35 protein-coding genes are annotated in these 22,784 nt (G+C 62.7%); 29 read left to right on the forward strand and 6 right to left on the reverse strand.

What is annotated here, in order from left to right; all coding sequences use genetic code 11:
• Positions 1 to 354 precede the first annotated feature (354 nt).
• Complete coding sequence (locus GB927_RS12610) at positions 355 to 552, forward strand: hypothetical protein (protein ID WP_256117311.1); 198 nt, start codon at positions 355 to 357, stop codon at positions 550 to 552.
• Between the two features lie 11 nt (positions 553 to 563).
• Positions 564 to 722, forward strand: a complete 159-nt coding sequence (locus GB927_RS12615; protein ID WP_256117314.1) for a hypothetical protein — start codon at positions 564 to 566, stop codon at positions 720 to 722.
• 60 nt (positions 723 to 782) lie between these two features.
• Here the strand turns inward: GB927_RS12615 and GB927_RS12620 are convergent, their stop codons facing one another.
• Both GB927_RS12620 and GB927_RS12625 read right to left on the reverse strand, forming a co-directional pair.
• Entirely contained in the window at positions 783 to 1,997 is a 1,215-nt protein-coding gene (locus GB927_RS12620; protein WP_256117315.1) for an MFS transporter, read from the reverse strand.
• Between the two features lie 51 nt (positions 1,998 to 2,048).
• Positions 2,049 to 2,747 (reverse strand): DUF899 domain-containing protein, encoded by a 699-nt coding sequence (locus GB927_RS12625; protein ID WP_256117317.1) that lies wholly within the window; start codon positions 2,745 to 2,747, stop codon positions 2,049 to 2,051.
• Between the two features lie 86 nt (positions 2,748 to 2,833).
• On the opposite strand from GB927_RS12625, the gene GB927_RS12630 reads away from it, so the two are divergent.
• On the forward strand, positions 2,834 to 4,054 hold the full coding sequence (locus GB927_RS12630; RefSeq protein WP_256117318.1) for a Fic family protein: 1,221 nt from the start codon (positions 2,834 to 2,836) through the stop codon (positions 4,052 to 4,054).
• 35 nt (positions 4,055 to 4,089) lie between these two features.
• A complete protein-coding gene (locus tag GB927_RS12635) occupies positions 4,090 to 4,722 on the forward strand; it encodes a Vgb family protein (protein WP_256117320.1) in 633 nt (210 codons plus the stop codon).
• Positions 4,723 to 4,725: 3 nt separating this feature from the next.
• Here the strand turns inward: GB927_RS12635 and GB927_RS12640 are convergent, their stop codons facing one another.
• Positions 4,726 to 5,586: an urea carboxylase-associated family protein gene (locus tag GB927_RS12640; RefSeq protein ID WP_256117322.1), complete on the reverse strand. Its 861-nt coding sequence runs from the start codon at positions 5,584 to 5,586 to the stop codon at positions 4,726 to 4,728.
• A gap of 315 nt (positions 5,587 to 5,901) precedes the next feature.
• Here GB927_RS12640 and GB927_RS12645 point away from each other — a divergent pair, with 315 nt between their 5' ends.
• Positions 5,902 to 6,489 carry a hypothetical protein gene (locus tag GB927_RS12645; RefSeq protein ID WP_256117323.1) on the forward strand — a complete coding sequence of 196 codons (588 nt, stop codon included), beginning with the start codon at positions 5,902 to 5,904 and terminating at the stop codon, positions 6,487 to 6,489.
• A 27-nt stretch (positions 6,490 to 6,516) separates the two neighbouring features.
• On the opposite strand, the gene GB927_RS12650 is transcribed toward GB927_RS12645, so the two are convergent.
• Positions 6,517 to 7,416 carry a LysR family transcriptional regulator gene (locus tag GB927_RS12650; protein WP_256117324.1) on the reverse strand — a complete coding sequence of 300 codons (900 nt, stop codon included), beginning with the start codon at positions 7,414 to 7,416 and terminating at the stop codon, positions 6,517 to 6,519.
• Positions 7,417 to 7,483: 67 nt separating this feature from the next.
• Here GB927_RS12650 and GB927_RS12655 point away from each other — a divergent pair, with 67 nt between their 5' ends.
• Together GB927_RS12655 and GB927_RS12660 are read left to right on the forward strand one after the other, a co-directional pair.
• Positions 7,484 to 7,816: a cupin domain-containing protein gene (locus tag GB927_RS12655; RefSeq protein WP_256117325.1), complete on the forward strand. Its 333-nt coding sequence runs from the start codon at positions 7,484 to 7,486 to the stop codon at positions 7,814 to 7,816.
• A 69-nt stretch (positions 7,817 to 7,885) separates the two neighbouring features.
• On the forward strand, positions 7,886 to 8,305 hold the full coding sequence (locus tag GB927_RS12660; RefSeq protein WP_256117326.1) for a VOC family protein: 420 nt from the start codon (positions 7,886 to 7,888) through the stop codon (positions 8,303 to 8,305).
• A 1,077-nt stretch (positions 8,306 to 9,382) separates the two neighbouring features.
• Here GB927_RS12660 and GB927_RS12665 read toward each other — a convergent pair.
• On the reverse strand, positions 9,383 to 9,910 hold the full coding sequence (locus GB927_RS12665) for a helix-turn-helix domain-containing protein (protein ID WP_256117327.1): 528 nt from the start codon (positions 9,908 to 9,910) through the stop codon (positions 9,383 to 9,385).
• A 94-nt stretch (positions 9,911 to 10,004) separates the two neighbouring features.
• Between GB927_RS12665 and GB927_RS12670 the strand changes: the two genes are divergently transcribed.
• Positions 10,005 to 10,346 carry a helix-turn-helix domain-containing protein gene (locus GB927_RS12670; RefSeq protein ID WP_256117329.1) on the forward strand — a complete coding sequence of 114 codons (342 nt, stop codon included), beginning with the start codon at positions 10,005 to 10,007 and terminating at the stop codon, positions 10,344 to 10,346.
• A 60-nt stretch (positions 10,347 to 10,406) separates the two neighbouring features.
• Here the strand turns inward: GB927_RS12670 and GB927_RS12675 are convergent, their stop codons facing one another.
• Positions 10,407 to 10,859: a hypothetical protein gene (locus GB927_RS12675; RefSeq protein ID WP_256117330.1), complete on the reverse strand. Its 453-nt coding sequence runs from the start codon at positions 10,857 to 10,859 to the stop codon at positions 10,407 to 10,409.
• Positions 10,860 to 10,917: 58 nt separating this feature from the next.
• Here GB927_RS12675 and GB927_RS12680 point away from each other — a divergent pair, with 58 nt between their 5' ends.
• The 21 genes from GB927_RS12680 to GB927_RS12780 all read left to right on the forward strand — a co-directional run bounded on the left by GB927_RS12680 (position 10,918) and on the right by GB927_RS12780 (position 22,704).
• Positions 10,918 to 11,085: a hypothetical protein gene (locus GB927_RS12680; protein WP_256117331.1), complete on the forward strand. Its 168-nt coding sequence runs from the start codon at positions 10,918 to 10,920 to the stop codon at positions 11,083 to 11,085.
• Positions 11,082 to 11,678: a hypothetical protein gene (locus tag GB927_RS12685; RefSeq protein ID WP_256117332.1), complete on the forward strand. Its 597-nt coding sequence runs from the start codon at positions 11,082 to 11,084 to the stop codon at positions 11,676 to 11,678. Before GB927_RS12680 ends, GB927_RS12685 begins: the two co-directional genes overlap by 4 nt.
• Positions 11,675 to 12,553: a hypothetical protein gene (locus GB927_RS12690; protein WP_256117333.1), complete on the forward strand. Its 879-nt coding sequence runs from the start codon at positions 11,675 to 11,677 to the stop codon at positions 12,551 to 12,553. The genes GB927_RS12685 and GB927_RS12690 overlap by 4 nt, the downstream gene beginning before the upstream one ends.
• Positions 12,547 to 12,918, forward strand: a complete 372-nt coding sequence (locus GB927_RS12695; RefSeq protein WP_256117334.1) for a hypothetical protein — start codon at positions 12,547 to 12,549, stop codon at positions 12,916 to 12,918. Before GB927_RS12690 ends, GB927_RS12695 begins: the two co-directional genes overlap by 7 nt.
• Complete coding sequence (locus GB927_RS12700) at positions 12,918 to 13,781, forward strand: ParB N-terminal domain-containing protein (protein WP_256117335.1); 864 nt, start codon at positions 12,918 to 12,920, stop codon at positions 13,779 to 13,781. The genes GB927_RS12695 and GB927_RS12700 overlap by 1 nt, the downstream gene beginning before the upstream one ends.
• Positions 13,778 to 14,239, forward strand: coding sequence for a hypothetical protein (locus GB927_RS12705; protein WP_256117336.1), 462 nt, complete (start codon positions 13,778 to 13,780; stop codon positions 14,237 to 14,239). Before GB927_RS12700 ends, GB927_RS12705 begins: the two co-directional genes overlap by 4 nt.
• Complete coding sequence (locus GB927_RS12710) at positions 14,236 to 16,275, forward strand: transposase domain-containing protein (RefSeq protein WP_256117337.1); 2,040 nt, start codon at positions 14,236 to 14,238, stop codon at positions 16,273 to 16,275. Before GB927_RS12705 ends, GB927_RS12710 begins: the two co-directional genes overlap by 4 nt.
• An 86-nt stretch (positions 16,276 to 16,361) precedes the next feature.
• Positions 16,362 to 17,384, forward strand: a complete 1,023-nt coding sequence (locus tag GB927_RS12715) for an AAA family ATPase (RefSeq protein WP_256117338.1) — start codon at positions 16,362 to 16,364, stop codon at positions 17,382 to 17,384.
• Positions 17,384 to 17,689 (forward strand): hypothetical protein, encoded by a 306-nt coding sequence (locus GB927_RS12720; protein ID WP_256117339.1) that lies wholly within the window; start codon positions 17,384 to 17,386, stop codon positions 17,687 to 17,689. Before GB927_RS12715 ends, GB927_RS12720 begins: the two co-directional genes overlap by 1 nt.
• Positions 17,686 to 18,207: a helix-turn-helix domain-containing protein gene (locus GB927_RS12725; RefSeq protein WP_256117341.1), complete on the forward strand. Its 522-nt coding sequence runs from the start codon at positions 17,686 to 17,688 to the stop codon at positions 18,205 to 18,207. The genes GB927_RS12720 and GB927_RS12725 overlap by 4 nt, the downstream gene beginning before the upstream one ends.
• Positions 18,208 to 18,221: 14 nt before the next feature.
• A complete protein-coding gene (locus GB927_RS12730; protein WP_256117342.1) occupies positions 18,222 to 18,875 on the forward strand; it encodes a DUF3164 family protein in 654 nt (217 codons plus the stop codon).
• A gap of 10 nt (positions 18,876 to 18,885) precedes the next feature.
• Entirely contained in the window at positions 18,886 to 19,143 is a 258-nt protein-coding gene (locus GB927_RS12735; protein WP_256117343.1) for a hypothetical protein, read from the forward strand.
• The gene (locus GB927_RS12740) at positions 19,140 to 19,559 is read left to right on the forward strand and encodes a hypothetical protein (protein WP_256117344.1); all 420 of its coding nucleotides are present in this window, start codon (positions 19,140 to 19,142) and stop codon (positions 19,557 to 19,559) included. The genes GB927_RS12735 and GB927_RS12740 overlap by 4 nt, the downstream gene beginning before the upstream one ends.
• Positions 19,556 to 20,194 (forward strand): hypothetical protein, encoded by a 639-nt coding sequence (locus GB927_RS12745; RefSeq protein ID WP_256117345.1) that lies wholly within the window; start codon positions 19,556 to 19,558, stop codon positions 20,192 to 20,194. The genes GB927_RS12740 and GB927_RS12745 overlap by 4 nt, the downstream gene beginning before the upstream one ends.
• Complete coding sequence (locus GB927_RS12750; RefSeq protein WP_256117346.1) at positions 20,191 to 20,685, forward strand: hypothetical protein; 495 nt, start codon at positions 20,191 to 20,193, stop codon at positions 20,683 to 20,685. The genes GB927_RS12745 and GB927_RS12750 overlap by 4 nt, the downstream gene beginning before the upstream one ends.
• Entirely contained in the window at positions 20,678 to 20,911 is a 234-nt protein-coding gene (locus GB927_RS12755; protein WP_256117347.1) for a hypothetical protein, read from the forward strand. Before GB927_RS12750 ends, GB927_RS12755 begins: the two co-directional genes overlap by 8 nt.
• A gap of 40 nt (positions 20,912 to 20,951) precedes the next feature.
• On the forward strand, positions 20,952 to 21,194 hold the full coding sequence (locus GB927_RS12760) for a hypothetical protein (protein ID WP_256117348.1): 243 nt from the start codon (positions 20,952 to 20,954) through the stop codon (positions 21,192 to 21,194).
• Positions 21,191 to 21,439, forward strand: coding sequence for a hypothetical protein (locus GB927_RS12765; protein WP_256117349.1), 249 nt, complete (start codon positions 21,191 to 21,193; stop codon positions 21,437 to 21,439). Before GB927_RS12760 ends, GB927_RS12765 begins: the two co-directional genes overlap by 4 nt.
• A complete protein-coding gene (locus GB927_RS12770) occupies positions 21,436 to 22,086 on the forward strand; it encodes a regulatory protein GemA (protein WP_256117350.1) in 651 nt (216 codons plus the stop codon). Before GB927_RS12765 ends, GB927_RS12770 begins: the two co-directional genes overlap by 4 nt.
• Positions 22,083 to 22,292, forward strand: a complete 210-nt coding sequence (locus tag GB927_RS12775; RefSeq protein WP_256117351.1) for a hypothetical protein — start codon at positions 22,083 to 22,085, stop codon at positions 22,290 to 22,292. Before GB927_RS12770 ends, GB927_RS12775 begins: the two co-directional genes overlap by 4 nt.
• Before the next feature lie 4 nt (positions 22,293 to 22,296).
• Positions 22,297 to 22,704 (forward strand): hypothetical protein, encoded by a 408-nt coding sequence (locus GB927_RS12780; RefSeq protein WP_256117352.1) that lies wholly within the window; start codon positions 22,297 to 22,299, stop codon positions 22,702 to 22,704.
• Positions 22,705 to 22,784 lie beyond the last annotated feature (80 nt).

Below are 22,784 nucleotides of genomic sequence, written 5' to 3' on the forward strand. Positions count from 1 at the left end.
GCCGTATAAAAAGCCATTTCGCCATATGAAAAGGCTTGCCGGCGAGCTGAAACAACGACAAAATACAATCAACCGGGTCTCACGGTATGCAATTTACGTGTGACGAATTTTAGATGCGCGCGCCGGTAGCAGGCTCCTGAAAAGTTTCTCCCGGACGGCGGGGTCGGATCGTGAATGCTCCGGCCCCGTCTCTGTTTCGCCCGGTTCGCGCGGCAGTTTTCCCACCAGGCCTCGCATCATTCAGCGCGGCACAAGCGGGCTGGCGCTCCGCCCGAATTTTTCCCCGCACCCATCGGAACAATCGCCCGCCTTTCCGGTTGAAGGACCGTCGAAGACCATTAGGCGTGATCGCATATGCCGGACCAATCCAAGCTCTTTCCCGACCATCGAAGGCTCTCGGGAGAACGCTACACGGTGGAAACCTTTCGCGCGGCCTATGACCTGCCCGCGCAGGAGGCCAGGCGCCTGTTCGAGAAGTTCGGTCCCTCCAAGCGGGAGCTGGACCTTCTCATGCGCGCCCGCCGCGACCCCGAGCAGTTCCTGAACTTTTGAGGAGACGCACCATGACGAACCCAAAAAATCCTTCTCCCGAGAAACGCAAGCCCGAGGACGGCGCTCCCGTCGAGGGCAGCGAGATGGAAACGGAAGACGAGAAAATCAAACGCGAGCAGGCCACCAAGCCCGCTTTGATGCCGATCGGCGATCCCGCCGGCGCGGCATAACAACCATGATCTCGAACAAAACCCGCCGTCCTTTGACGGCGGGTTTTTCGTGCGTCGCGATCAAGCTGCCGCAAGCGCTTCCCGCGCCTTCGGCACCGGCTTGAAGGTCATGGCGATCAGGAAAGCGCCGATGCCGATGCCCCAGGAGCCGACATAGAGCCAGGTGTAGCTGGCGAAAGTATCGTAGATCAGCCCGCCGGCAACCGGCCCGAGCGCCATGCCGAGGCTGCCGGCCATGGCCGTGCCGCCGATGACCGTGCCCATCATGCGCAGCGGAAAGTTTTCCCGCGCGATCACCGCATAAAGCGGCATCACGCCCGCATAGATGAAGCCGAACAGGCCGGCGACGATGTAGAACGAGGCAAGCCCGCCGGTGAAGACGTAAGCCAGCGCGCCAAAAGCCTGCGCGAGCAACCCGAGCACGAGGATGTGCTTGGCGCCGAACCGGTCGCCGAGGATGCCGAAGGCGACACGGCCGCCGAGGCCGGCCAGCCCTTCGATGCTGTAGATCGAGACGGCCGCGATCATCGGGATGCCGCAGGTGATGGCATAACTCACCGTGTGGAAGATCGGCCCCGAATGGGTGGCGCAGCAGAAGAAGTTCGTCAGGCAGAGAATGACGAATTGCGGCGATTTCAGCACGTCGCGCGTACTCATGCCGCCCTGCGGCTCGTCGGCCTCAACCAGATCGGCGCCGCCCGCCTCGAGCGCCGGCGCACGCCGCACCAGAAGCGAGACCGGGATCATCACCACCGCGACGACGACGGCGATGATCTGCATGGAGGTGCGCCAGTCGTAGCCGGAGACCAGCCAGGCGGCGAAGGGCGACATGGTCATCGGCGCCATGCCCATGCCCGCCGAAACCAGCGAGACGGCAAGGCTGCGATGCGTGTCGAACCAGCCCGTCACGCAGGCCATCATCGGCGCGAAGACCGCGGCGGCAGCGATACCGACGAGCAGGCCGAAGACGAACTGGAAGGCGACGAGCGACGTCGCGATGCTGGCAAGCCCCAGGCTTGCGGCGAGCAGCACCGAGCCGGTGAGCACCACCGGCCGCGGCCCCCAGCGGTCCGACAGGCCGCCCCAGACCATGCTGGCGAAGGCCATGGCCAGGAAGCCGATGGTCATGGCGGTGGAAACGCCCGTCACCGACCAGCCCGTGTCCTTCGATATGGGCAGCAGGAAGACCGGCAGCGAGAACATGGCGCCGATGGCGATGCAGCCGAGCAGGCCGCCCGCAGCGACGATCACCCAGCGATAATGCGTATGGATCATTGTCATCTCCCTTCGCGGCCGGCCGGATTTTTGGCCGGAGCCGCCCCAAAATCAATACTCATCGTGCCGCTTCACCCATTCCATCGGATAGCGCAGGCCGCCTTCGTCGCGGCCCTTCGGCACGAGGTCGAGGTAGTGATAGGCACCGTTCAGCATCTCGACCCCGCGCGCGTAGCAGGAATAGGTGTGGTACACCTCACCCGGCCCGCTCCTGTAAAAGACGCTGACGCCGACCATTTCCGACACCGTGACCGGACGAATCGCAAAATTGTAGACGGCGCGGCCCGCCGCGAGCTCTTCGGGCGTCGCCGACGCCTGGTAATCGAAGTTGAAATCGCTGGCGCCGGACGACACCCAGGGGAAATGCCAGCCCATGCGCTGCCGGTAGGCCTCGATCTGCGGCAGCGGCGCGCGCGAGATCGCCGTGAAGGTCACGTCGCGCTGAGCCAGATGGACCGGAATGCCGTCGAAATTGTCAGCCCAGAAGGAGCAGTGCTTGCAGCCCTCCTGCCAGTCCGGCCCGAGCATGAAATGATAGACGAGGAGCTGCGAGCGACCGCCGAACAGATCCTCCAGCGTCGCCACGCCCTTCGGTCCCTCGAAACGATAGGGTTTCTCCACGCGTTCCCAGGGCATGGCCATGCGGCGGCGCGTCAGCGCCTCGCGCTGGCGGGAAAATTCCTTCTCGGCGGCGAGCAATTCCAGGCGGGCCGCCAACCAGTCCTCGTGCGAAACGACTTGATTGCGCATCGGGAAACTCCATTCTCCTGTTTCGGTGCGCCCAAAATAGGCGGGCAACACCGGAGCGCGGGAGTTACAAGTGTGACGGGAAAACCATGGACTCGATGATCACAGCCGCCGCCCGGGCCCTTGCCACCGGCGATCCGCTCGGCGCGCTGAACCGCGTGGCGTTACGTGACGACGCGCCCGCGCTGGCCCTGCGCGGCATCGCCATGGCGCAGCTCGGCGAGCTCGACCGCGCGAAAACCCTGCTGAAAAGTGCAGCCCGCGCCTTCGGCCCGCGGGAGGCCGTGGCGCGGGCGCGCTGCGTCGTCGCCGAGGCGGAAATCGCCCTCGTGTCGCGCGATCTCACCTGGCCGGTAAAGGCGCTCGCCGCAGCCGGCGCGACGCTCGCGGCCCACGGCGACCGCCTTAACGCCGCCCATGCCAGAACGCTCGCGATCCGCCGCCTGCTGCTGATCGGCCGGCTGGACGATGCCGCGGCCCTGCTCGCCGAGGTCGATCCGGCGACGCTTCCCCCGCCGCTGCGCACCGCGCACGAACTGGCCGCCGCCGGCATCGCGATCCGCCGGCTGCGCACCACGATGGCCCGCGAGGCCTTCGCCCGCGCCGCAGACGCCGCCAGGCAGGCCCGCATCCCGGCCCTGATGGCGGAGGTGGAGGACGCCGCCGCCATCCTGCAAAAACCGGCCGCCCGCCTGATAACCCGCGGCGCGGAACGCCCGCTGCTTCCCGACGCCGTCGAAGCGCTGCTTGCAACGCAAACGCTCGTCGTCGACGCCTGCCGCCACGTCGTCCGCTGCGGGGAGCGGTCGATTTCGCTCGCCACCCGGCCGATCCTGTTTTCCCTGCTCAGGACGCTGGCCGAGGCCTGGCCCGATGATGCCGGCCGGAAAACGCTGCTCTTCAACGCCTTCCGCGCCAGGCATGCCGACGAATCCCACCGCGCCCGGCTGCGTGTGGAAATGGGCCGGCTGCGCGCGGAGCTGGAGCCGCTGGCGGACATCACCGCCACAAAGGATGGTTTCCTGCTGGCGCCACGCGAGGACCGGCCGGTCGCCGTGCTCGCCCCGCCGCTGGACGAACCGCATGCCGAGGTGCTGGCGCTCTTCGCCGATGGCGAGGCCTGGTCGAGCTCCGCGCTTTCGATCGCGCTCGGCACCAGCGCGCGCACCGTGCAGCGCGCGCTCGAACAGCTTTCGGCCGCCGGAAAGGTGCAGGCGATCGGCGGCGGGCGCACCCGCCGCTGGCTCACGCCCACGGCCGGCGCTTTCTCGACACTCTTGTTACTCCCGGGTCCGCTGCCGGGCGATTAGGATCGCATCATTCAACGATCCAAAGGAGACAGACGATGACCACTTCCCAAGCAGATATCATCCGCGAATACGGCCCGTTCCCCGGCGTGGAGCAGGTCCATGGCGTCACCTATGACGGTAAAACCGTCTGGTTCGCCTCCGGCGACAAGGTCAATGCGGTGGACCCGGACGAGGGCACCGTGCTGCGCTCGATCGACATCGCCGCCCATGCCGGCACCGCCTATGACGGCCGCCACCTCTTCCAGATCGCGGAAGACCGCATCCGCAAGATCGATCCCGCCTCCGGCGCGGTGCTCGCCACCATCCCCGCCCCCGGCGAAGGCGGCGATTCCGGCCTCACCTGGGCGGAAGGCTCGCTCTGGGTCGGGCAATATCGCAGCAAGCAGATCCACCAGATCGATCCCGAGACCGGCGCCGTCCTCCGCGTCATCCAGAGCAACCGCATGGTGACCGGCGTCACCTGGGTGGATGGCGAATTGTGGCACGGCACCTGGGAGGGCGAGGAAAGCGACCTGCGCCGCCTGGACCCGAAGACGGGCGCGGTGCTCGACACCATCGTCATGCCCGAGGGAACCGGCGTATCCGGCCTCGAATCCGACGGCGGCGACCGCTTCTTCTGCGGCGGCGGCCGAAGCGGAAAGATCCGCGCCGTCCGCCGGCCGCGCTGACGCTTAAAGCCCGTGGGTGCCGTCGTAGCCGTTCACGGCCGGCGGCGCCCAGCCCTCCGGCAGGCCGGCGGGCTTGTAGATCTCAACGACCATTGGATAGCACTTCGCCGTGTCGGAGGAATGCTGCGCCGAGCAATCCCCGCCCGGGCAGGCCGACATGCAGCCAAGCAGATCGATCTCCGCAAAGAACTCCAGATAATCCCCCGGCCGCACCGGGCTCGCCTTCATGAAATACTGTCCCGTATCGCGCGTGAAGCCCGTGCACATGAAGACGTTCAGGACGTCATGCACATAGCTCTCCGCCTCGCGCAGTGCCATGCCCGTCTTCGCCGCGAAGGCGCGCGTCAGGTTCGAGTGGCAGCAGTGATGATACTGCCCGCCATGGCTCAGGAGATTGTGCGTATAGGGATCGCAGCGCGTGCCGATGACATCATGCACCGCCCCGCCGAACTCGTCGAAACCGTACCAGTCCAGCGTGTCATGCGTGATGGTGGCGATCGGCCGAAGATAGGGGAAATTGGAAAACAGCTGGTCGCCAAGCCCGACATGCGTGCCGTTCAGCGCCCGTGTCTTGCCCGTATAAAGCCGCTCCTTCAGATCCTTCGCATTGAACAGGTTGAGATCGCCGACCTGCGCCCCTTCGCTGCAAACGATCCGGCAAAAATACCCCGCCGGCACCGCCCACGTCGCCGCCTCGCGCGGCGGCACGACGACGGTCTCGACCAGCGTAAGACCATCCCTCAGCGCCCGATAGCTCGCAAGATCGGGCCGCGGCAACGTCTCTACCGGATAACAAACCACCGGAGCGATTGCCTTGCGCGCCACGGCATCGGCGGGCTGCGCGGTTATCGGATTAGGCTTCATGAAACTCCCTCCTCCTTACGGCGGCGCAAAACGCCGATCGCAATCTTGTTGAATAACATTACTACGATTGTTCAACAGAATGCAATATGAGCCTGCGCGCCATCTGGCTGCGCCGGAGAGCGGCAGCACCGTTATTGTCTGGCGCCGAAATCGGCTTTTAACGGCTGGATATCATTGGTGATTATCCGATTTTCTATTGACCCAAATTTGGCTGGATTCGCCCGAAGGTTTTCGCCACCAACTGATTGCCAAAGCACCGGAAGAACCCGAAGACGGAGGTTCACGGACGATAACGCCGCTAAAAGAGACCGCGCCTTGGCGGCAACGAAGGGAGACGGGCAGTTGGCTAAGCATGAAATCGCGCAGGTGATCAGGGGCATGGTCGATACCAAGACACGCCGGTCCAACCTTTTCCATTACTCAACGACAGCATATTCCGCCAATGAAACGGGCTTTTACCTGCTTGTCGAAGAATATCGCAAAACGGGAAGTAAAGGACAGGCGAGCTTCCTCCGTGACACCTACCTCAAAGGCGTTGTCGTGAAAGGCCTGGAAAAGGTCACCGGGCAGATAAACCTTGACCGCCGCGACAAGACCGATGACCTCATAAACAAGATATCGTCCCAAGTGGATGGCGTCGGCCTATCGATGATGGACAAGATCAGGGACAACGGCCTCCTCAAAGCGATAGAACTTAAGATGGGCAATACTGCGATCGATACAACATTGTTCGACGACGCCCAGGAAGAGGCAGCGGCAAACATCTACAGAAGCCTTGAAAATTACAGCTTCCAACTGGACAAGAAATACCAGCCAAAGCCGGACTGCCAGGCGCAAGTCGCGAAATTTCGCCAAAAGCTCATTCTCCTGAAATTCGACATGTTCGCGCTGGGAATGTGGTAGTCGGCCGGCCCAGAAATATTCCTGCCGTCAAGCAGGTCGCTCGCCGTGAAACAGTGGCCGTAGCGCCTGGAATTCCTTTGCAAGGAATTCAGATAGAACCCTGATGCGCCTAGTGTGGCGCAGTTCGCTATGCGTCAGGAACCAAAGATCGCTCGAGAGTTCGTCAATAGGTTCGCCCACCCGGGTGAGCCTCGGGTCGAGGTCCGCCAGATAGCAGGGCAGGATGCCGGAGCCGATGCCGCTGGCGACGGCTTCGGTGAGCGTATAGAGGCTGTTGACCTGAAGTGCGGCGCCGGAATACCGGCCGGTGTCCTTCAGCCATCGCGCCGAGGCCAGATGGGCGAGCTCGGCGTTGGGGACAACCCAGGCCTTGTCGTCAGCCATGCCATCACCGTCTCCACTGCTGCGGTAAACCGAAACGGCGATCCGGCAGAGCTTCCGACCGACAAGGCTTTCGGGCGGTTCGCCGCCGGCGCGTAGCGCGGCATCGACTTCCCGCTGGCGCAGATCCGACATGCTTACGCTTGAGCGCAAATCAAGCAAGATGGCAGGATGTTCCGACCCGAAGCGCCGGATCAACGGCATCAAGGGGCCTGCCACAAGGGTATCCACGGTCGCCAACCGGACTGTCCCAGCCGCGTCGGAATTCTCGTTGCCGACACGCGCCTCGAGCGCACCGATATCCTCATCGATACGTTCGGCCAAGGCGGCAGCCTCTCTCCCGGCGGCGGTGAGAGACACACCGGTCGTGTCACGATGAAAGACCAGGGTTCCCAGCCGCTCCTCCACCGCCCTGGCGTGGCGAAACACTGTGGGCGTGCTCACCCCGAGCCGCACGGCGGCACCCGCAAATGAGCCCGACCGCGCCACAGCGAGGATCAGGCTCAGATCATTCCATTGAAGTCGCTGCTGCACGAAATCCGGCATTTCATTTTTGCCACTACCCGAATTCCACTTTTAGCGGCAAATCTCCTTTCAAGCAATGGAGACTGTCATGGCGACCAACAGCATCAAATGGACAGACGGTGCGACATCCTGGGACGGCGAGTTTCAGGGCGGCGGCTTTGGATCCGGCGTGTCGATCATATTCACCCGGCTCGACAGACCGGGCGGAGGGCCGGCACTCCACCGTCATCCCTATTCGGAGACTTTTCTCGTCCGGAAGGGAGTGGTGCGTTTCACGGTCGGCACACAGAGCCTGGACGCTGTAGCGGGGGAGATCGTTGTGGTCGCCCCGGATACGCCTCACCGGTTCACAGGCGTCAGTGACGAGGTCGAGATGATCGACATCCACGCCAGCCGCCGGTTCATCACGGAGTGGCTGTAGCCACGGCCGACAAGCAACCCGCGCCGCCACTTCAGCGCGCATAAAAATTCAACCAAAGGAGAATAGGCAATGCCAAAGATGATTTTCGTCAACCTGCCGGTAAAGGATCTGGCTGCCGCAACCCGCTTCTACGAGGCGATCGGCTGCCGGAAAAACGCCCAGTTCAGTGATGAACAGGCGTCCAGCATGGTTTGGTCAGATGACATCACATTTCAGTTGTTGTCGCGCGACTATTTTTCGACCTTCACCCCGAAGCCGGTCGCTGATGCGCATGCAAGCTGCCAAGTGCTGATCGCGCTCAGCCATGACAGCAGGGAGCATGTCGACGCGATCGCCGATGCGGGCGCAGTAGCGGGCGGCAAGGCCGATATTCGCGAGCCGCTGGACATGGGCTTCCTCTACAACCGCGCCGTCGAAGATCCCGACGGCCACGTCTTGGAGCTAGCCTGGATGGATATGAGCCAAGCAGGCGAAATGGCGGGCGTATAGATTAGCTAGCACGCCTCCCAATAAGGCCGGATGTCACCGCTCGACCGAGAGCCGTATTGGATGTTGTCTGACACGGGTATCCGGAATTCTAGGAATATATGGGAAGTCGGCGGATTATCTGAAAAAGCGTCGGAAGTTCAGCGGCTTGGCGCGAGGGGCCGCATTCCGGGGCGCGGCGCGGTTTGTCAGCGGATTGCGCGCTGGCGGCCTGCCGGCGTGGCCAAACGGCAGAGGATCGCGGGCGGCCTCAAGCGGGCTTCAGAAAACCCCCGGACGCCTTTAACGCGGCTTCAAACCATTGAAAATATTCGATGGAGCCGCCTTTAAGGCAGAGCGCTGTTTTCAGCTATCAGGGCTCCAACTCGGCTGAAAAATCAAATCCAAGAATGAAGTCCCTTCACTCCTGCCGGGAAACGTTGGAAATCCGGCTCCTCTACGCGGGAAGCGGCAATTTTCAAGAATGAAGTGCGGTGCGGGTTCGGGTGCAAAAAGCGGACACACATTCGCCCTGCAGGTCGCTCGACGAGGCCCGATCGCCTTTGCCCGAAAACCGGTTGGAAGGCAATAATCCGTTTGCTCGCGCGCGGGGCGGGCAACTATAACGGTAGCGGGCTTGAACACCCTGACTTCACATAGGCGCGCCGCCATAGCGGCAGCCGAACACATGCGCAGCCTGGCGGCTGGCGCATTCGCCGTGGCCTTTTCGGCCGGGGGCGATGTGCCATGTCCAAGCTCCGGCTAAAAGCGCATCGGCGTGTCTGTGAAGCGCGTGTTCAACCCCCGGCTCCGGCGCCGACTGCCGGTACCGTGGCGACCGGAATTTACCATCATTGCACTTACAGCAGGGATTGTTTGAACCGCCGCCACTCAACCACTAGCTTTTAGGCTGTAGTGGTTTGCGCTGTTTGGGGTTGTGCTTTGATTTAAGGCGTGTGGGGGCGGCCATCCCGGGGCCGAGGGAGTTGGGACTTTCTCTTCCGGGCTCGAAAAACATCTTCGACAGTAGCACCTGGTACGCGTTTCCGGGCGCCGTCGATCCTGCGTCTTTCTTCCGCTGCTCGTCGCTCATCTCGACGATCATGAGGCCTCGCGTTTCCTCGAGCCGGGTTCGAGACTTGCCTCATACAATTCCCGTTTCAGCTTTGCAGTTTCCGCAGCCAGTATCCCATCCACCTCATCAGGCCCAGCCTTCGGGTCGAGGGCTTCGATGACGTCGTCGAAGATGCTGCGCACCATCGTCGCGAGCGTTCTCGGAGGAAGCGTGATGTTCGCATTTTGGTGTTCTTCTTGGACCATGTCGCTGATCCGGATGAATATCTCATCTTCCACTGCCGCGCTTAGCCATGTGACGGCGCTTCTTGGGCCAAGCCCGGTCAGAATCCATCCTGGGTTAACACCGACCTTTCCGAAATTCAGCAACGTCTCGCCGCTGGGCGTGCCCTCATCTCGCTCCATTTTCTGCCAGGCCCGGAGAGATACGCTCATCCTATCAGCGATGGCCTGCTGACTTAGCTCAAGATCCTCACGCACTTTTTTAGCACGCGATCCGATCGTTTCCGTGTTTGGCTTTTCCTTCATAGAAGCCAGCACATTTGTGCTTGTCATAAAGCATAAATGTGCTTATCCTTTCTGTGTTCGCAGATTTCAACACCCCAAAAAAGGAGGCCGGCCAGGGCCTCCCTTCTGGAAGGATCATTTTATGCACCGTGCCGATGAGACCGGCAAGCTTGAGCGCGCCAAGTCGCGCCGTCTGAAAGAGGTGGGCCGCATCCGCGACCTGCTTGCCCGCAAAGAACTGACGCTCGCGCAGATCGACGAGGATTACCGGCTACCCCGTGGCACCGCAGGCAATGCGGTCCACGAGCCGCATGTTGCCGGCGAACGGGCGATTGCCGCCGCGCTCGGGCGGCGCCCCGAGCATCTCTGGTTCTCTCGCTATCACGCTGACGGCACGCGCAAGAGCCCGCAGCCGGCCGAGAACTATCGCTATGCGCGCCGTCAGACGCCAGCGGATGGCATGTCCTGCGGAGCAGCGGCATGACTGGCCGCGTCACCGACATTGATGCGGCCCGCCAACACGCAAGAGATCGCCGCGCGTACCTCAAGGCTGCGCAGGCGGCTCATCGTCATTTTTTGGCGCTGCGCCCACAAGAGTTAGCTGAGGAGATCGGCGTTGATCTTTGGCAGGCTCGTCATGACGGGACATCGGAAGGTGATCCACAATGATCCGGCACGATCTCTCGTACAGCCGGCGGGCTTGGGATTTCGGCATCCCTTGCGTCTTGATGATTTGCTCGAAATGCTCCTTCTCCATCCGAAGGATTTTGCCCCGCAGTTCGGCCACCGAGAAGCCTGGCGCGACGACTTCCAGATATCGCAGCAGGTTCGTGATGATCGAATCCTGCGCCAGCAGCTGCTCGGCCACTGAAACCTCGCCGTCTTCCGTGGCCCCGTCTTCGTCGGCCCCGGTCCAGCCTTCCAGCTGCGCGATGCGCCGCTCCATCGCATTGATCCGCGCCACCAGCATTTCATCTGCTGTCATCCGGTCGGTCATCTCTGGTCTCCATTTCCGTTCCTTGTCCTCACCCTCCCGCATTTTCGGAGCTTCGCCAATGTCGAAACGACAGAGCGAAATCGACATGCCGCACCCGCTTTTCATCCCCGCCCGCCGGCCGCTCTGCACGGCGGCGCAGACCGTGTTGATTTTCAGTACCGCGTTCCTCGGCCTCGCCGCCTCGCTGATCAGCCTGCTCAACCAGGTCTCAGGAGGCCTCCAATGATCGCACTGGTAAATGCTGCAGTAATCCCCTTCTTCGACCGGATACCGCCGCGCGCCATTCCGGTGGTACGCCGCGCCATCGAGCGTATCCGGCACCAGGAGCTCGGCTCGCAGACCACCGATTTCAGCTACAATCTCTTCTGCACCGAGCTTCGCGCCGTCGATATCGCCGGCCCCTCCGTCGACGAGTGGGCGGTTTGGGTTCGCGACGTGCAAACGGAGCTGGCCGAAATTGCCAACGATCTGGCGGGCGGCTTGTCTTCGGCCGCTGCGAAGGCGCGTACGGCCTACCGGATCGTCGCGATGGCGGTCAGCCTGCAACAGGCAATGATCGACGGCGGCTACAGCCCCGACAGCGTCGAGTTGGAAAACCAGATCGTCGCCGAGGCCATCAAGGAATGGCTGACCGCCGAGGCCAAGGGCTGGGGCGAGGCCATGAACATTCCCTACTCGCCCGGCGAAATGGCCATGAGCCTGCTCTCCAGCCCCGACAGCGACCAGAACGCCAAGCTGCTCGACGTGTTCGCCCTGCACATGCAGCGCGAACTTGCGCAGGCGATCGTCAAAACCACCCCGAAGGAAAACGCACAATGAACGACGTGATCCCCTTCTTTTCTGACCTTGATGTCAGGGCCATCCCGGCCGTGCAGCGCCTTTACGATGAGGCGCAGGAGCCCGGCTACAGCCTGCCGATCCTCTATTCCAATTTCATTTCCCGCCTGAACTCTGCGGGGGTTGCGCCGCCGGCACGGAAGCTGGTGGTGCAGTGGCTCGCCGCCGTTAAAATCGGCATGGCGGGCCGGCCGGAGATATCGGCCGGCATTGCCACGCCGGTCAGCCCGCTGGCGCCGACGCCTGGCTATTTCGAGAACCTGCCGGAAGGCGCGATGCCGGCGCTTGCAGCAGCTTGGGACGCGATCCAGACCGCCGGAGCCGACCCCGACGACGCGGACGAAAAGGCGTTTGAAGCCTTCTTCGACGCCATGCGTGCCATCGGGCACATGGAACCTTCATGGCGCGGCTTTGTGGCCTATGCCAAGGCCGTGCGCGCTGGCCAGGTCGACCGGCCGGCCCGCCAGATCGTCGAGCCTGACGCGATTGCGCAGCCGGCGCCGGAAGAGCCCGTCAAACGGAAAGGGCGACCGCCGAGGGTGGCAGCCGAGCCGAAGGTGCCCTCGATCGTCGACGCCCAGCCGGCAGCGAGTGAGGCCCAAGTTCTGGTGCAGCCGGAGGCCCTGGCCGCAGACGCCTTCGTGCCCCTCACCCCTCAGAGCTTCCTCGCGGCGGCTTCGCCGGAGATGCGCACGCCCACGGATGTGATGGCATCGCAGCTCCATGCCATCCGCGACCGTATGGTTGAGGAAACCATCGTCCAGCTTCACGCCGAGGTGCGCCGGAAGGCCGAGGCGATCGTTGCCGGCCAGCTTCGCGCCCTTGCTGACGAGATGGAAAGCAGGGTCGCATGCTGAACCGATACGACCAGAAGCAGGTCTATGAAGCGACGGTTCATGCCTGCCTTTGCGCGGTGCGGGAGGGTTTCCCGCACCTTGCGATCCGCGACATCGTCGACCCGCCGCACGAATGGTTCGACGCAGCGCTTGCCCGGCAGATCGCCATGCACCTGGTCATCCGCGAATTCGCCTGGCCGAAGCGCCGCGTGGTCGAGATGGAGGACCGCTCCCGCGAGGCGATCAACCGTGCAATCCGCACCGTTGATGCCCGCATCGCGCATGACCGCTTTGCCCAGCACTACCAGACCATGGCCGAACGCGCGCGGGTGCTCCTGTTCCTGCGCATGACCGACGACGAGCAGCCCTATGACGAGGTCGCCTGATGGCATCCTTTAAGACCATCCCCGTTTCCTCCATCTTCGTCGGCGAGCGCGCTCGCCCCGTCGACGAAGAGGTTGCAACCGCAATCGCCGCCTCCATGGCCGATCGCGGGCTCATTAATCCGCTGACCGTGCGCTCGACGCCGGCCGCCAATGGCGGAACGACACCGTGGACGTTGATCGCTGGTGGGCACCGCCTGTTCGGCGCCAAGCTGAACAAGTGGGAAGAGATCGACGTCATCGTTGTATCGGCCGATGCCGAAGAGGCGCAGCTAATCGAGATCTCGGAGAACCTGTATCGCAACGATCTGACCGCTCTCGATCGCGGCATATTCGTCGCGAAGTTCCGGGAACTCTATGAGGAGAAGTTCGGCAAAATCGGTCGTGGAGGCGATAGAAAATCAAACCGCAACGATTGCGGTTTGATTTTCACGCCCGGGCGCGAGATCTCGGACCGCATCAAAGACCGCTTCGGTTTCGGCCAGCGGACATATGAATACGCCTCGCGGATCGGGCTGAAACTGCATCCCGCCCTTCGCAACGCTGTACGCGGTACCGATGCGGAAAACGACCAGAAGCTTCTCTTGAAGCTCGCCGGCCTTCCCGAGGCCAAACAGGCCGGGATCGCAGCCGGCCTCAAGATTGAGCCGGATGTCCGCAAAGTGCTCGGTGCCGACAAGCCGGCCGCGCCGCCGATCGACCTGCAGGCCGCGCTGCTGAAGAAGCTGACCGCCGCCTGGGACGAGGCCGACGAGCAGACCCGTTACGAGTTCCTCGTGCATGCCGGTATCGATCCGCTCGATATCTCGGGTACGGCGCTCGGCGACATGATGGACGAAGCCCGGCGCGAGGCGGTGGCGGCATGACGAAGCGCGACCCCTCCCAGCTCGACTTCTGGAAAGAGCAGCTTTTTCCCGTCCGCGCCGCCGCCGACCGGATCGATATCGACCGGTTCCGCGCCCGCCTGAAGCGCGACATGGCCCGCGCCATTCGCGAATGCCCCTTCGATCGCCCGACGATCGCCGCGCGCATGGCAGATTATCTCGCGGTCGCTGGCGTCTCCAAGGCCACGCTCGACGCCTATACGGCCGAGAGTGCAGCGGCCCACGATATCAGCCTGGTGCGGTTCAAGGCCTTCGTCCGCGCCACCGGCGCCACCTGGCTATGGGACACCATCGTTTCCGATGACGGCTTGCTGCTGCTCGAAGGCGACGAAGCGCGCCTTGCCGAAATCGCCCGTATCCAGCAGGAGCGCCGCGCGCTCACGGCCGAGCTGAAGGTGCTCCAGGCCACCCCCGTCACCATTCGGCGGGGGCGCAAATGAGCGGCGAGTGGTTCACGATCCCCATGCTGGCCGAGCTGCGCCTGCCGGGCCTGCCGACCACAGAACGCGGCATCCACGACATGGCGAACCGTTGCGGATGGAAGAGCGACGTCGAGCGGGTGCGCAAGCTCGATCGTCGCGGCGGCGGCTACGAATACCATGTCACGCTGCTGCCGCGCTCTGCACAATTGAAGCTCGCCGTCATCGCGGGCGAGGAAGCCGCCCGCGCTGAAAGCCGCGAGAAGCGGAAACGTCTCCATTGGGTCGCCTTCGAGGCGATGACCGACGATCACCGCGCGATCTGCCACGCGCGTCTCAACGTCATCATGGATGCGGAGAAGGCCCTTGCGGCGCGCCTCATCTCCTGTGACAGCGCCAGCGTCGAAGCCGCCCTCACCCGCGTGCTTGACCGTCACGGCGTTTCGTCTTCGACCTATTACGAGTGGCGCGCCCGGCTGAAGGGCATTGACCAGGAAGACTGGCTCCCCGCGCTTGCCCCCAAGTACACGGAAGACGGCCTCGTTCACGAAAACCGCGCCGATTGCCACCCGGATGCCTGGGCGGCTCTGAAGTCGGATTATCTTCGACCGGAGGGCTCCGGCTTCTCGGCGTGCTATCGCCGGATGGAAGCAGCGGCAAAGAAAAAGAATTGGTCGCCAATCCCGTCCGAGCGCGCCTTGCGCCGCCGCCTCGATGCCGAGGTGGAGAAGGCCGTGCAGGTCTATGCCCGCCTCGGCAAGAAGAAGGCCGAGCAGCTCTATCCGCCGCAGGTGCGCACGAAGGATCACCTGCACGCGCTGGAGATCGTCAACACGGATGGCCACCAGCTCGACCTTTTCGTATGGGCGCCCTGGAATGCCAAGAACCCTGTTCGCGTCATCCTGCTCGGCATCCAGGACATTTTCTCTGGCAAGATCCTGTCATGGCGCCTTGCCTCCGCCGAGACATGGGACGTGGTGCGCGCCTGCATCGGCGACATGATCGAGGACTTCGGCATTCCCGAACACTTCTACATGGATAATGGCCGCGCCTTCGCCAGCGAGGCGATCTCAGGACGCGCCACGCACCGCAACCGCTTCAGAAAGAAGCCGAAGAAGGTGAATCGGTTTGGCATCGACGAGGACGAAGTTGCTGGCATCCTTGTGAATTTCGGGTCCGAGCCGCATTTCACGAGGCCCTATGCGGGCCAATCGAAGCCGATCGAGCGCGCCTGGAAGGATCTCGCCGAGGAGATCTCGAAGCATCCCGCCATGTCCGGCTGCTACACCGGCCGCAACACCAACGAAAAGCCCGAGAACTATCGCAAGCGCGCCGTCCAGCTCGACGTGTTGCAGCAGCATGTTGCCGAGCGCATCGCCGAACACAACGCCCGCACCGGCCGGAAGTCAGAGACCGCCAAGGGCAGGAGCTTCGACGAGACGTTCGAGGCGAGCTTCCGCCACCCCTCGACGATCATTCGCCAGGCGACCCAGGCGCAACGGGATTTCTGGCTGCTGGCCGAAAAGGTGCTGCACGCCCGCAAGGGCCGAGGCGATATCCACTACGAGAAGAACGTCTATTGGTCGGATGCGCTCATCGAATGGGCCGGGCGGAAGGTCAAAATCCGCTTCGATCCCGACGCGCTGCACGAGCCGATCAAGGTTTACGCCCCCGACGGCCACCTCATCTGCTCGGCACCCTGCACCGAAAAGGGCAAGTTCCGCGACGTTGAAGCCGCGAACATCCACAACCGGAACCGCAAGGCCTGGCTGAAGAGCAAGAAGACCCTCCTCGACATGGAGCGCAAGTTCTCCGCCGACGAGCTGGCCGACCTCTACAGCGTCGAAGACACGCCCGCGCCGAAGCGGAAAATCCGCCCGGCCGTCACGCGCCTGGTCACCGGCAACCTCGCCATCGAGGCCGACGACGACGTGATGTCCGACGAGGAGTTCGAGGCCGGCATTACCGCGACCCTTTCCAAGATTTCGGGCGACAGCTCGATCATCCCATTCCCTCCGGCATCAGTCGCCGGGCGGAAGCATAGAGCCGAAAAGTAGTGAGTACGGTTCCTGACAAAAAAGCGGCCGGGGACAACCCGGCCGCGACAATAGCCCCTATGGGCACTCCACAAGGAACCATTGTAATGAACATGAACGTAAGCACAAGCATGAGCGCCCGTTGGCCCGAACTGGAGCCTTCGGCGAAGTTTCTGGCGAAGCACCCCGCCGACGAGGTAGGCGCCTGGCGCGACCTCCGAAGCCGCGTCGTCGATATCGCCTCGAAAAATAGCTGGACGAAGTCCGAAACCAGCAAGCGCATCGGCATGGCCGATAGCTCGTTTTCGCTGTGGATGTCCGGCACGCTCGACGGCATCCTTGAAAACGCGAACGTCACGATCGCCCGCTGGTTGGACGCGGTCGAAGACGCCGCCAGCCTGACCTCTACCCTTCCGAGATCGCCGGATTTCTTTCCGTCGAATGCCTCGGCCGAAATCCACAAGACCCTGCTGCTTGCGCAGACCATTGCCGGTTTCGTGACCGTCACTCTCGATGCAGGGCGCGGCAAGACGGTCGCCTGCGAAGCCTACCGCCGCGCGAAGCCGCACGTTCACATGGTCACGTTGCACGAGAAGGCCACGACCGTGACCGGCGCGATGAACATGCTGGCACGCCAGTTCGGCGTGCGTGTCTTCAACCAGGGCGAAGTCGTTGAGGTGCTTGGCGAGCGGTTAAAGCGCAGCGGCAATTCGCTCCTGATCATCGACGAGGCCCAGCATGCCGATGGCCGGGCGGTCAACCAGTTCCGGCATTTCTCGGACAAGTACGACTGCGGCGTGGCGCTCGTCGGCAATTCCGGCATCCGTCGCCGCATCAGCCAGGACGGTCCGAACGCGGCAAGCCGTGACCAGATCGTCAGTCGGATCGACAAGAACCTCAAGCGCGACCCCGGCCGGGAGGATGACGTGCGCGCCTTTATCGAGCAATGGGGCATCCTGGATGCTTCCTGCACCCGGTTCCTGTTCGGGATCGGCATGAAGGGCGGCGCGCTTCGGCAGATCGACCGCACCATCAAGATTGCGTGCTTCGCAGCCGGCCGGCCGGCGCCGGAGCTTGAGAAGAAGCATTTGGAAGCCGCCTGGCGCAACCGCGACGTCGAGGATCTCTGATGCGCCGGGCCCAGACATTGAACTTGAGCGATGGGCTTCAGATGCTTTCTGACACCTTCGCTCCTCACCGCAAGATTGCCGATGACGAAACAATCGTCATCGGCGGCGCGGATGTGCGCAACCTGCTGAAGGTCATTCGCACGCTTCGCCATCTGGCCATCCTCCAGGAGCGCGAGATAGGTGCGTTGCGCCATTTGGAAGCGGCCCGTGAACTTCGCCAGGTCGTGACGAGCGAGTTGAAGGCTGCAGCGGAAACCTTGCCCGGCGACAATGTCATTCGACCGGATTTCGGGGGCAAGCCATGATCACTTGCCGCCTTATCACCGAGGCCGTCTCGTCCGCCTATTCCGTGCCGGTGCTTCAGCTCTATTCGCGGCGCCGGGATGCGGGGACCGTTCTGCCCCGGCATATGGCCTGGACGCTGGCGAGCCGCCTGACGACGCATTCTTATTCCGCGATCGGGCGATTCATGGGCGGTCGCGATCATGCGACCGTCTCGCACGGCGTCTCCAAGATCACGGCAGCGCTGGAAACCGATCCGCAGGTTGCCACCAATTATCGGGCACTGGTCGACGCTGTCACCCTGTTGGCAGAGGCCGGGCAAAGCGCCGATCGTGTGCGCCAGTGCTTCAACGACATCGATCCGCTCGATGTAGCGGAACGCATCCTCTCCTCTGCCTTCCGCGACGTGCTCCCCTCGATGGAGGAGATCCGGGCGCTTTGTTTCGGCGTCACCCACTACGCCGCCGAATGCAGCCGGCTTCTCGGCGAAACCGACGTGCTCGACCAGACCGCTCTCTCCCCCGCCTTAACCGACCTTTGAAAGGACTTTAAATCATGGACGCCATCAATTACGAGGAACAGCCGGGCACCGGCATCGTCATTGTTAAAGGCCGCGAATGCATGATCGACGGCAAAGGTCAGGCGATCCCGCTGACCAACGTCGCGCCGGCCGACAAGCTTCAGGACGAGCTCGTCCGCAAAATCATCGGCTTTGCCGCCGACCTCAACGGCAGGATTTCCCGCTTTCGCGATCACACGATGGGTGACCTGTGTAGCTTCGACGCGCTGCTCGCACAGGAATATGGGGCGAAGATCGGCGGGAAGAAGGGGAACCGCACATATCAGAGTTATGACGGCCTGATGCAGGTTCGCGTGCAGGTTTCCGACCGCATCGAATTCGGCCCTGAACTCCAGATCGCCAAGAGCCTTATCGACGAATGCCTCACGGAATGGTCGGCCGAAAGCCGGCCGGAAATTCAGTCGATCGTCGCGCGCGCGTTCAATACCGATCGCGAAGGCCAGATCAACAAATCAGAGCTGTTCATGCTTCTGCGGCTGGAGATTGAGGAGGAGCGTTGGAAGCGCGCTATGGAAGCCATTCGCGCCTCGATCCGCGTCACCGGCTCCAAGGAATATGTCCGCTTCTACAGTCGCCGCAACCTCGAAGCGGCTTGGGAAGCAATCACGATCGACCTAGCCAAAGCGTGAGGCCCTTCCCATGGCCCTTCTTTCCTCAAACCACGCAAAAAAGCTGCTGGCTCAATCCCGGTGCCCGGCGTGTGGCGCGCTGCGCACGGAACTGATCGACGAGCGCATGATCGTCATCGCCACCTTTGAGTGCTCCGCGCGGTTCGCTGCCCAGGGCGAGCGCGAGATCTTTGCGCACACTATCTGCCCGGCCGCATCTCATATTGCGGCCTGGACGCTCAACGCAGAAGTGGTCGCCGAAGCTGGCGACAAGGCGGGTGCGGAATGACGGGCCAGTATGAATACATCTTCCGTTATTACGGCGTCCGTCCCGTCGTCGGCGGGCGCGTCGAGCATAGCGTCACCGGTGAATTCGGGACCATCCTGAAGGAGGCCGATACACACAAGCACTATGTGCATGTGCGATTCGATGGCTGCGAGCAGCCCGGCCTCTGCCACCCGCTGGAGCTCGACTTCCTCGCGCCCGACGAGATCGAAGTGCGCCAGCGCGACGAGGTGAAGCGCGGCGTGCTTACGATGTGCGAGCATTTCCGGGCCGATTACGAGAATTGCCCGGAATGCCGCGCCCTCGGATCGATCACCATCGAAATCCACCGAGACCGGGATCATTTCGAGCGCCTGGCAGACGAGGTGTTGAAAGAGCTCGACGCCTCCGCCCCATCATCAAAGGGATCGGTCGAATGATCATTATTCCCGAAAAAGAACTGGTCCTGATCACGCCGCCGCGCACTGGCAGCACGTCACTTTCCGATCAGATCGCGAAAAATTATCCCATGTCTTTCCGTCCGTATCGCCACATGGAGGCAGACGGCATTCCTTTCGGCTATGATCGCTGGAGACGCGTTGGCGTCTTTCGTGAGCCGGTCGCGCGGCTGTGGTCCGTCTACCATTACTGCAAGTCCGTCGCGATCTCCGACCGTGGCACACCGGCATGGCGCGAAAAGTTGTTGCGATCGGTTTCCGCGCCCTTTGAGGAATGGCTTATCGAAAACCCGATCGTCTTTACCGATCCGTTCGATAGCGCCGGCACCCGATATTATCCCAGATATGCCGTGCGCAGTCCGGTTCCCGAAAATCGGAAAAGCCTCTTCATGTACCTGCGCCCGGATCTCGGAACGGAGATCATGGAGCTAAACGATCTGATGTTGCTTCTGGACCTCGATCCGAGCGAGCGCAAAAACAGCTCGTCTTGCCCCGCGGCGCCTCGCTACAGCGACCTCCCCCTGCCGGCGCGCGAACATTTTTACACGTTCTTCGATTGGGATTTCCGCCGACATTTCGGCGGCACCACCAGAACCAGGATCGGGGGCGAGCCATGAGCAACACGCGCCTTCAGCTGCGATGGGAAGCGACAGACAAGCCCGCCGACGAATTCGGCTACCGCGACTGGGTTTGCAAGTACGAGTTGAGCATCGCACTCAATGAGTACGACATTCGCCGAGAAGATGAGAACTACGCGAAGGTGCGGGATTCGATCGTTATCGAGATCGGCTCCACCAAGCGCGGCTCATCACAGGAACCCTGCATCGGTCCGGGTGGCGCGCATTACTTCGACCCACCCTACCGCGATGCTTCGCATGCAACTTGGGATGCCGCCAAGCTTGGAAATCTGCCGATCGTGTGCATCGCGATCGACGGGACCATTATTCCCAAGCCGACCCCAAGCACGACCGAGCACTTCAATCCGGCCAACGGTTCGCAAGCGACGGCAGATCAAATGGCTGCGGTCATGTTGCAGCACGGCACAACAGAGCAGCGCGAGGACGCCCTCGATTACGCCACAAACACGGGCGGAGCCGGCCGTGTCTGACAAACTCACCTGGTTTACGTGCAGCTATCGCGTCGGCGAGCAAACCTTTGCAGTTCATATCGAGGGCCGGGACTGGGCGGATGCGTCGGCCAGGCTCCGCGCGATCGGCACGCGCGGCAAAGTCGATGGCGAGCTTATCCTTCACGGTGACCTCTTCCCCTCATTCAGCATGAAGAGGCTGGCCAAGAAGGTCGCCCACATCCTTCTTTACGGGGAGTGGGTCTGAAATGGCGCACATCGTTTGCTGGAGAACAGGGAAAGTCAGCGTGTCGCGCCGCGTCCCGAAGGGCGCCATGGGCGTTGTCGCGGGGCACGGCAATCGCCTTCGCCGCGTCCTGCGCCAGCATGGCGGCCTTCAGCGCGATGGCCAGGCGTATTTGTTGCCTGCCCTTCGAACCGCCGTTGGAGACCGGGCGGCAATTCTCGCGATCGAAGCCTTCATGGCATCGGTTCGCGAGATCCTCGCACGCGGCCCGCATCGCCGCTTCCGTGGGGGGCGCCTGCTTTGACGTCGCGTCTCTTCCCCCCTTCCTTCACCCAGGGCTATGCGATCATGACGCCGGGCGGCTCGATCATAGAGCACACCTATCGACGGACACCGGCCGAGGCGATTGCGACGATCGCCACGCCAGAAGACCCGGATCGCTGGCGGGCCTTCGAGGAACACGGCTGCACCGTCCAGTTCGTCTATGCCCGCATTTTCGTGCCGCAATTTTCCCCGAGCAAACCCGAAGCCGAAGGAGCCGAGCCATGAGCCTGGTCGGACGCATTCATGCCGCTGCCAAACAGGCCGGCCTCGACGACGACACCCGCCGCGCCAAATGTATGGCCATTGTCGGCAAATCATCGACGAAAGAGATGACGGATCCCGAGCTGTGGAAGGTGCTGCAAACCTTCGAGAACGAGGGTTACGCCTCCCGCAAGTCGCCGCGTGTCGACGGCCGCACCCGCAAATCCCCCTTCACCGGGAAGTATGTTCCGAAGATGCGGGCGCTCTGGATCGCGCTTTACAATCTCGGCGTCATCGCCGATCGGCGCGATAGCGCCATCGAAAGCTTCGCGCTCGGCCACCAGGTCAAGGGCATCGACGACGTGCGGTTCATCCATGCGCACAGCGACGGCCAGTCCGTCATCGAAGCCATGAAAGCGATGCTTGCCCGCCATGGCGTCGACTGGACGGACCACAAGCCTTGCCCGGACTGGATGACCCGCCACGGCTATAAGATCGCCCGCGCGCAGTGGGCAAAGCTCAGCCCGAACGGCAGCCGGGATTTCTGGAAGGTCGTCACGGACCTGCTCGACCTGGACGAAACGATCCGCGATCTGACCGACCAGCAGTGGATCGACGCCATGAACCTGCTCGGCCAGCGCATCCGCAAGATGCCGAAAGGTCAGGCATGACCGAGATACCGGAAGCCCACGCCAACATTTTCGAAGTGCTGCTGGTTTGCCTGATGCAGAAGGCGGACATGGTGGCGGCCGGCGAGGATCGCCGAACCGTGGAATGCTCCCGGTGCGGCGGTCAGCTTCATCTCGCCCTGGTCGGCGCGCGCAAGCATCTGCGCATGGCATGCGACGGCGGCTGCGGCATGGAGGCGATGGAATAGCCAAATGAGTGAGCAGCTTCCCGAGCGCGCCTGGTTCTCGCCCCTGCTGAACGAAATCGCCGACGTTGCCGGCGATCGGGCGGCGCTATTGCTCGGGCGGGAAAAGGCGTGTTGCCGGATCTTCATCCCGAAAAACCTTAAACCCGGTCACTGGCTCGTGGAGCTTGTCGGCGACGAGGCCGCGGGCAAGCTTGTGAAGCGGTATGCGGACAGCTACCTTGACATCCCGCCTGCACTCGGCGGACAAATGCGCCGCCGTCGCCGTGCCATCACGGACATGACGATGCAGGGCTGGTCGATTGCCCGCATCACACGCGCTCTGGGCGTGGCACGATCGACGGTGACCGATCAGCGCCGCAAGATCGGCCGACCTGCTCCTCAAGACGACCTCTTCAGCAATAGCGAAGACTGACGGTCCGAAATCGGACCATTCGACCCACGCCACCCCCATAGCATTGTGCCCCCACGACAGCCGCCGTCGCCGGCTGTCCC

It is taken from the genome of Shinella lacus, assembly GCF_010994755.1.
GTDB classification, from domain to species: Bacteria; Pseudomonadota; Alphaproteobacteria; order Rhizobiales; family Rhizobiaceae; genus Shinella; species Shinella lacus.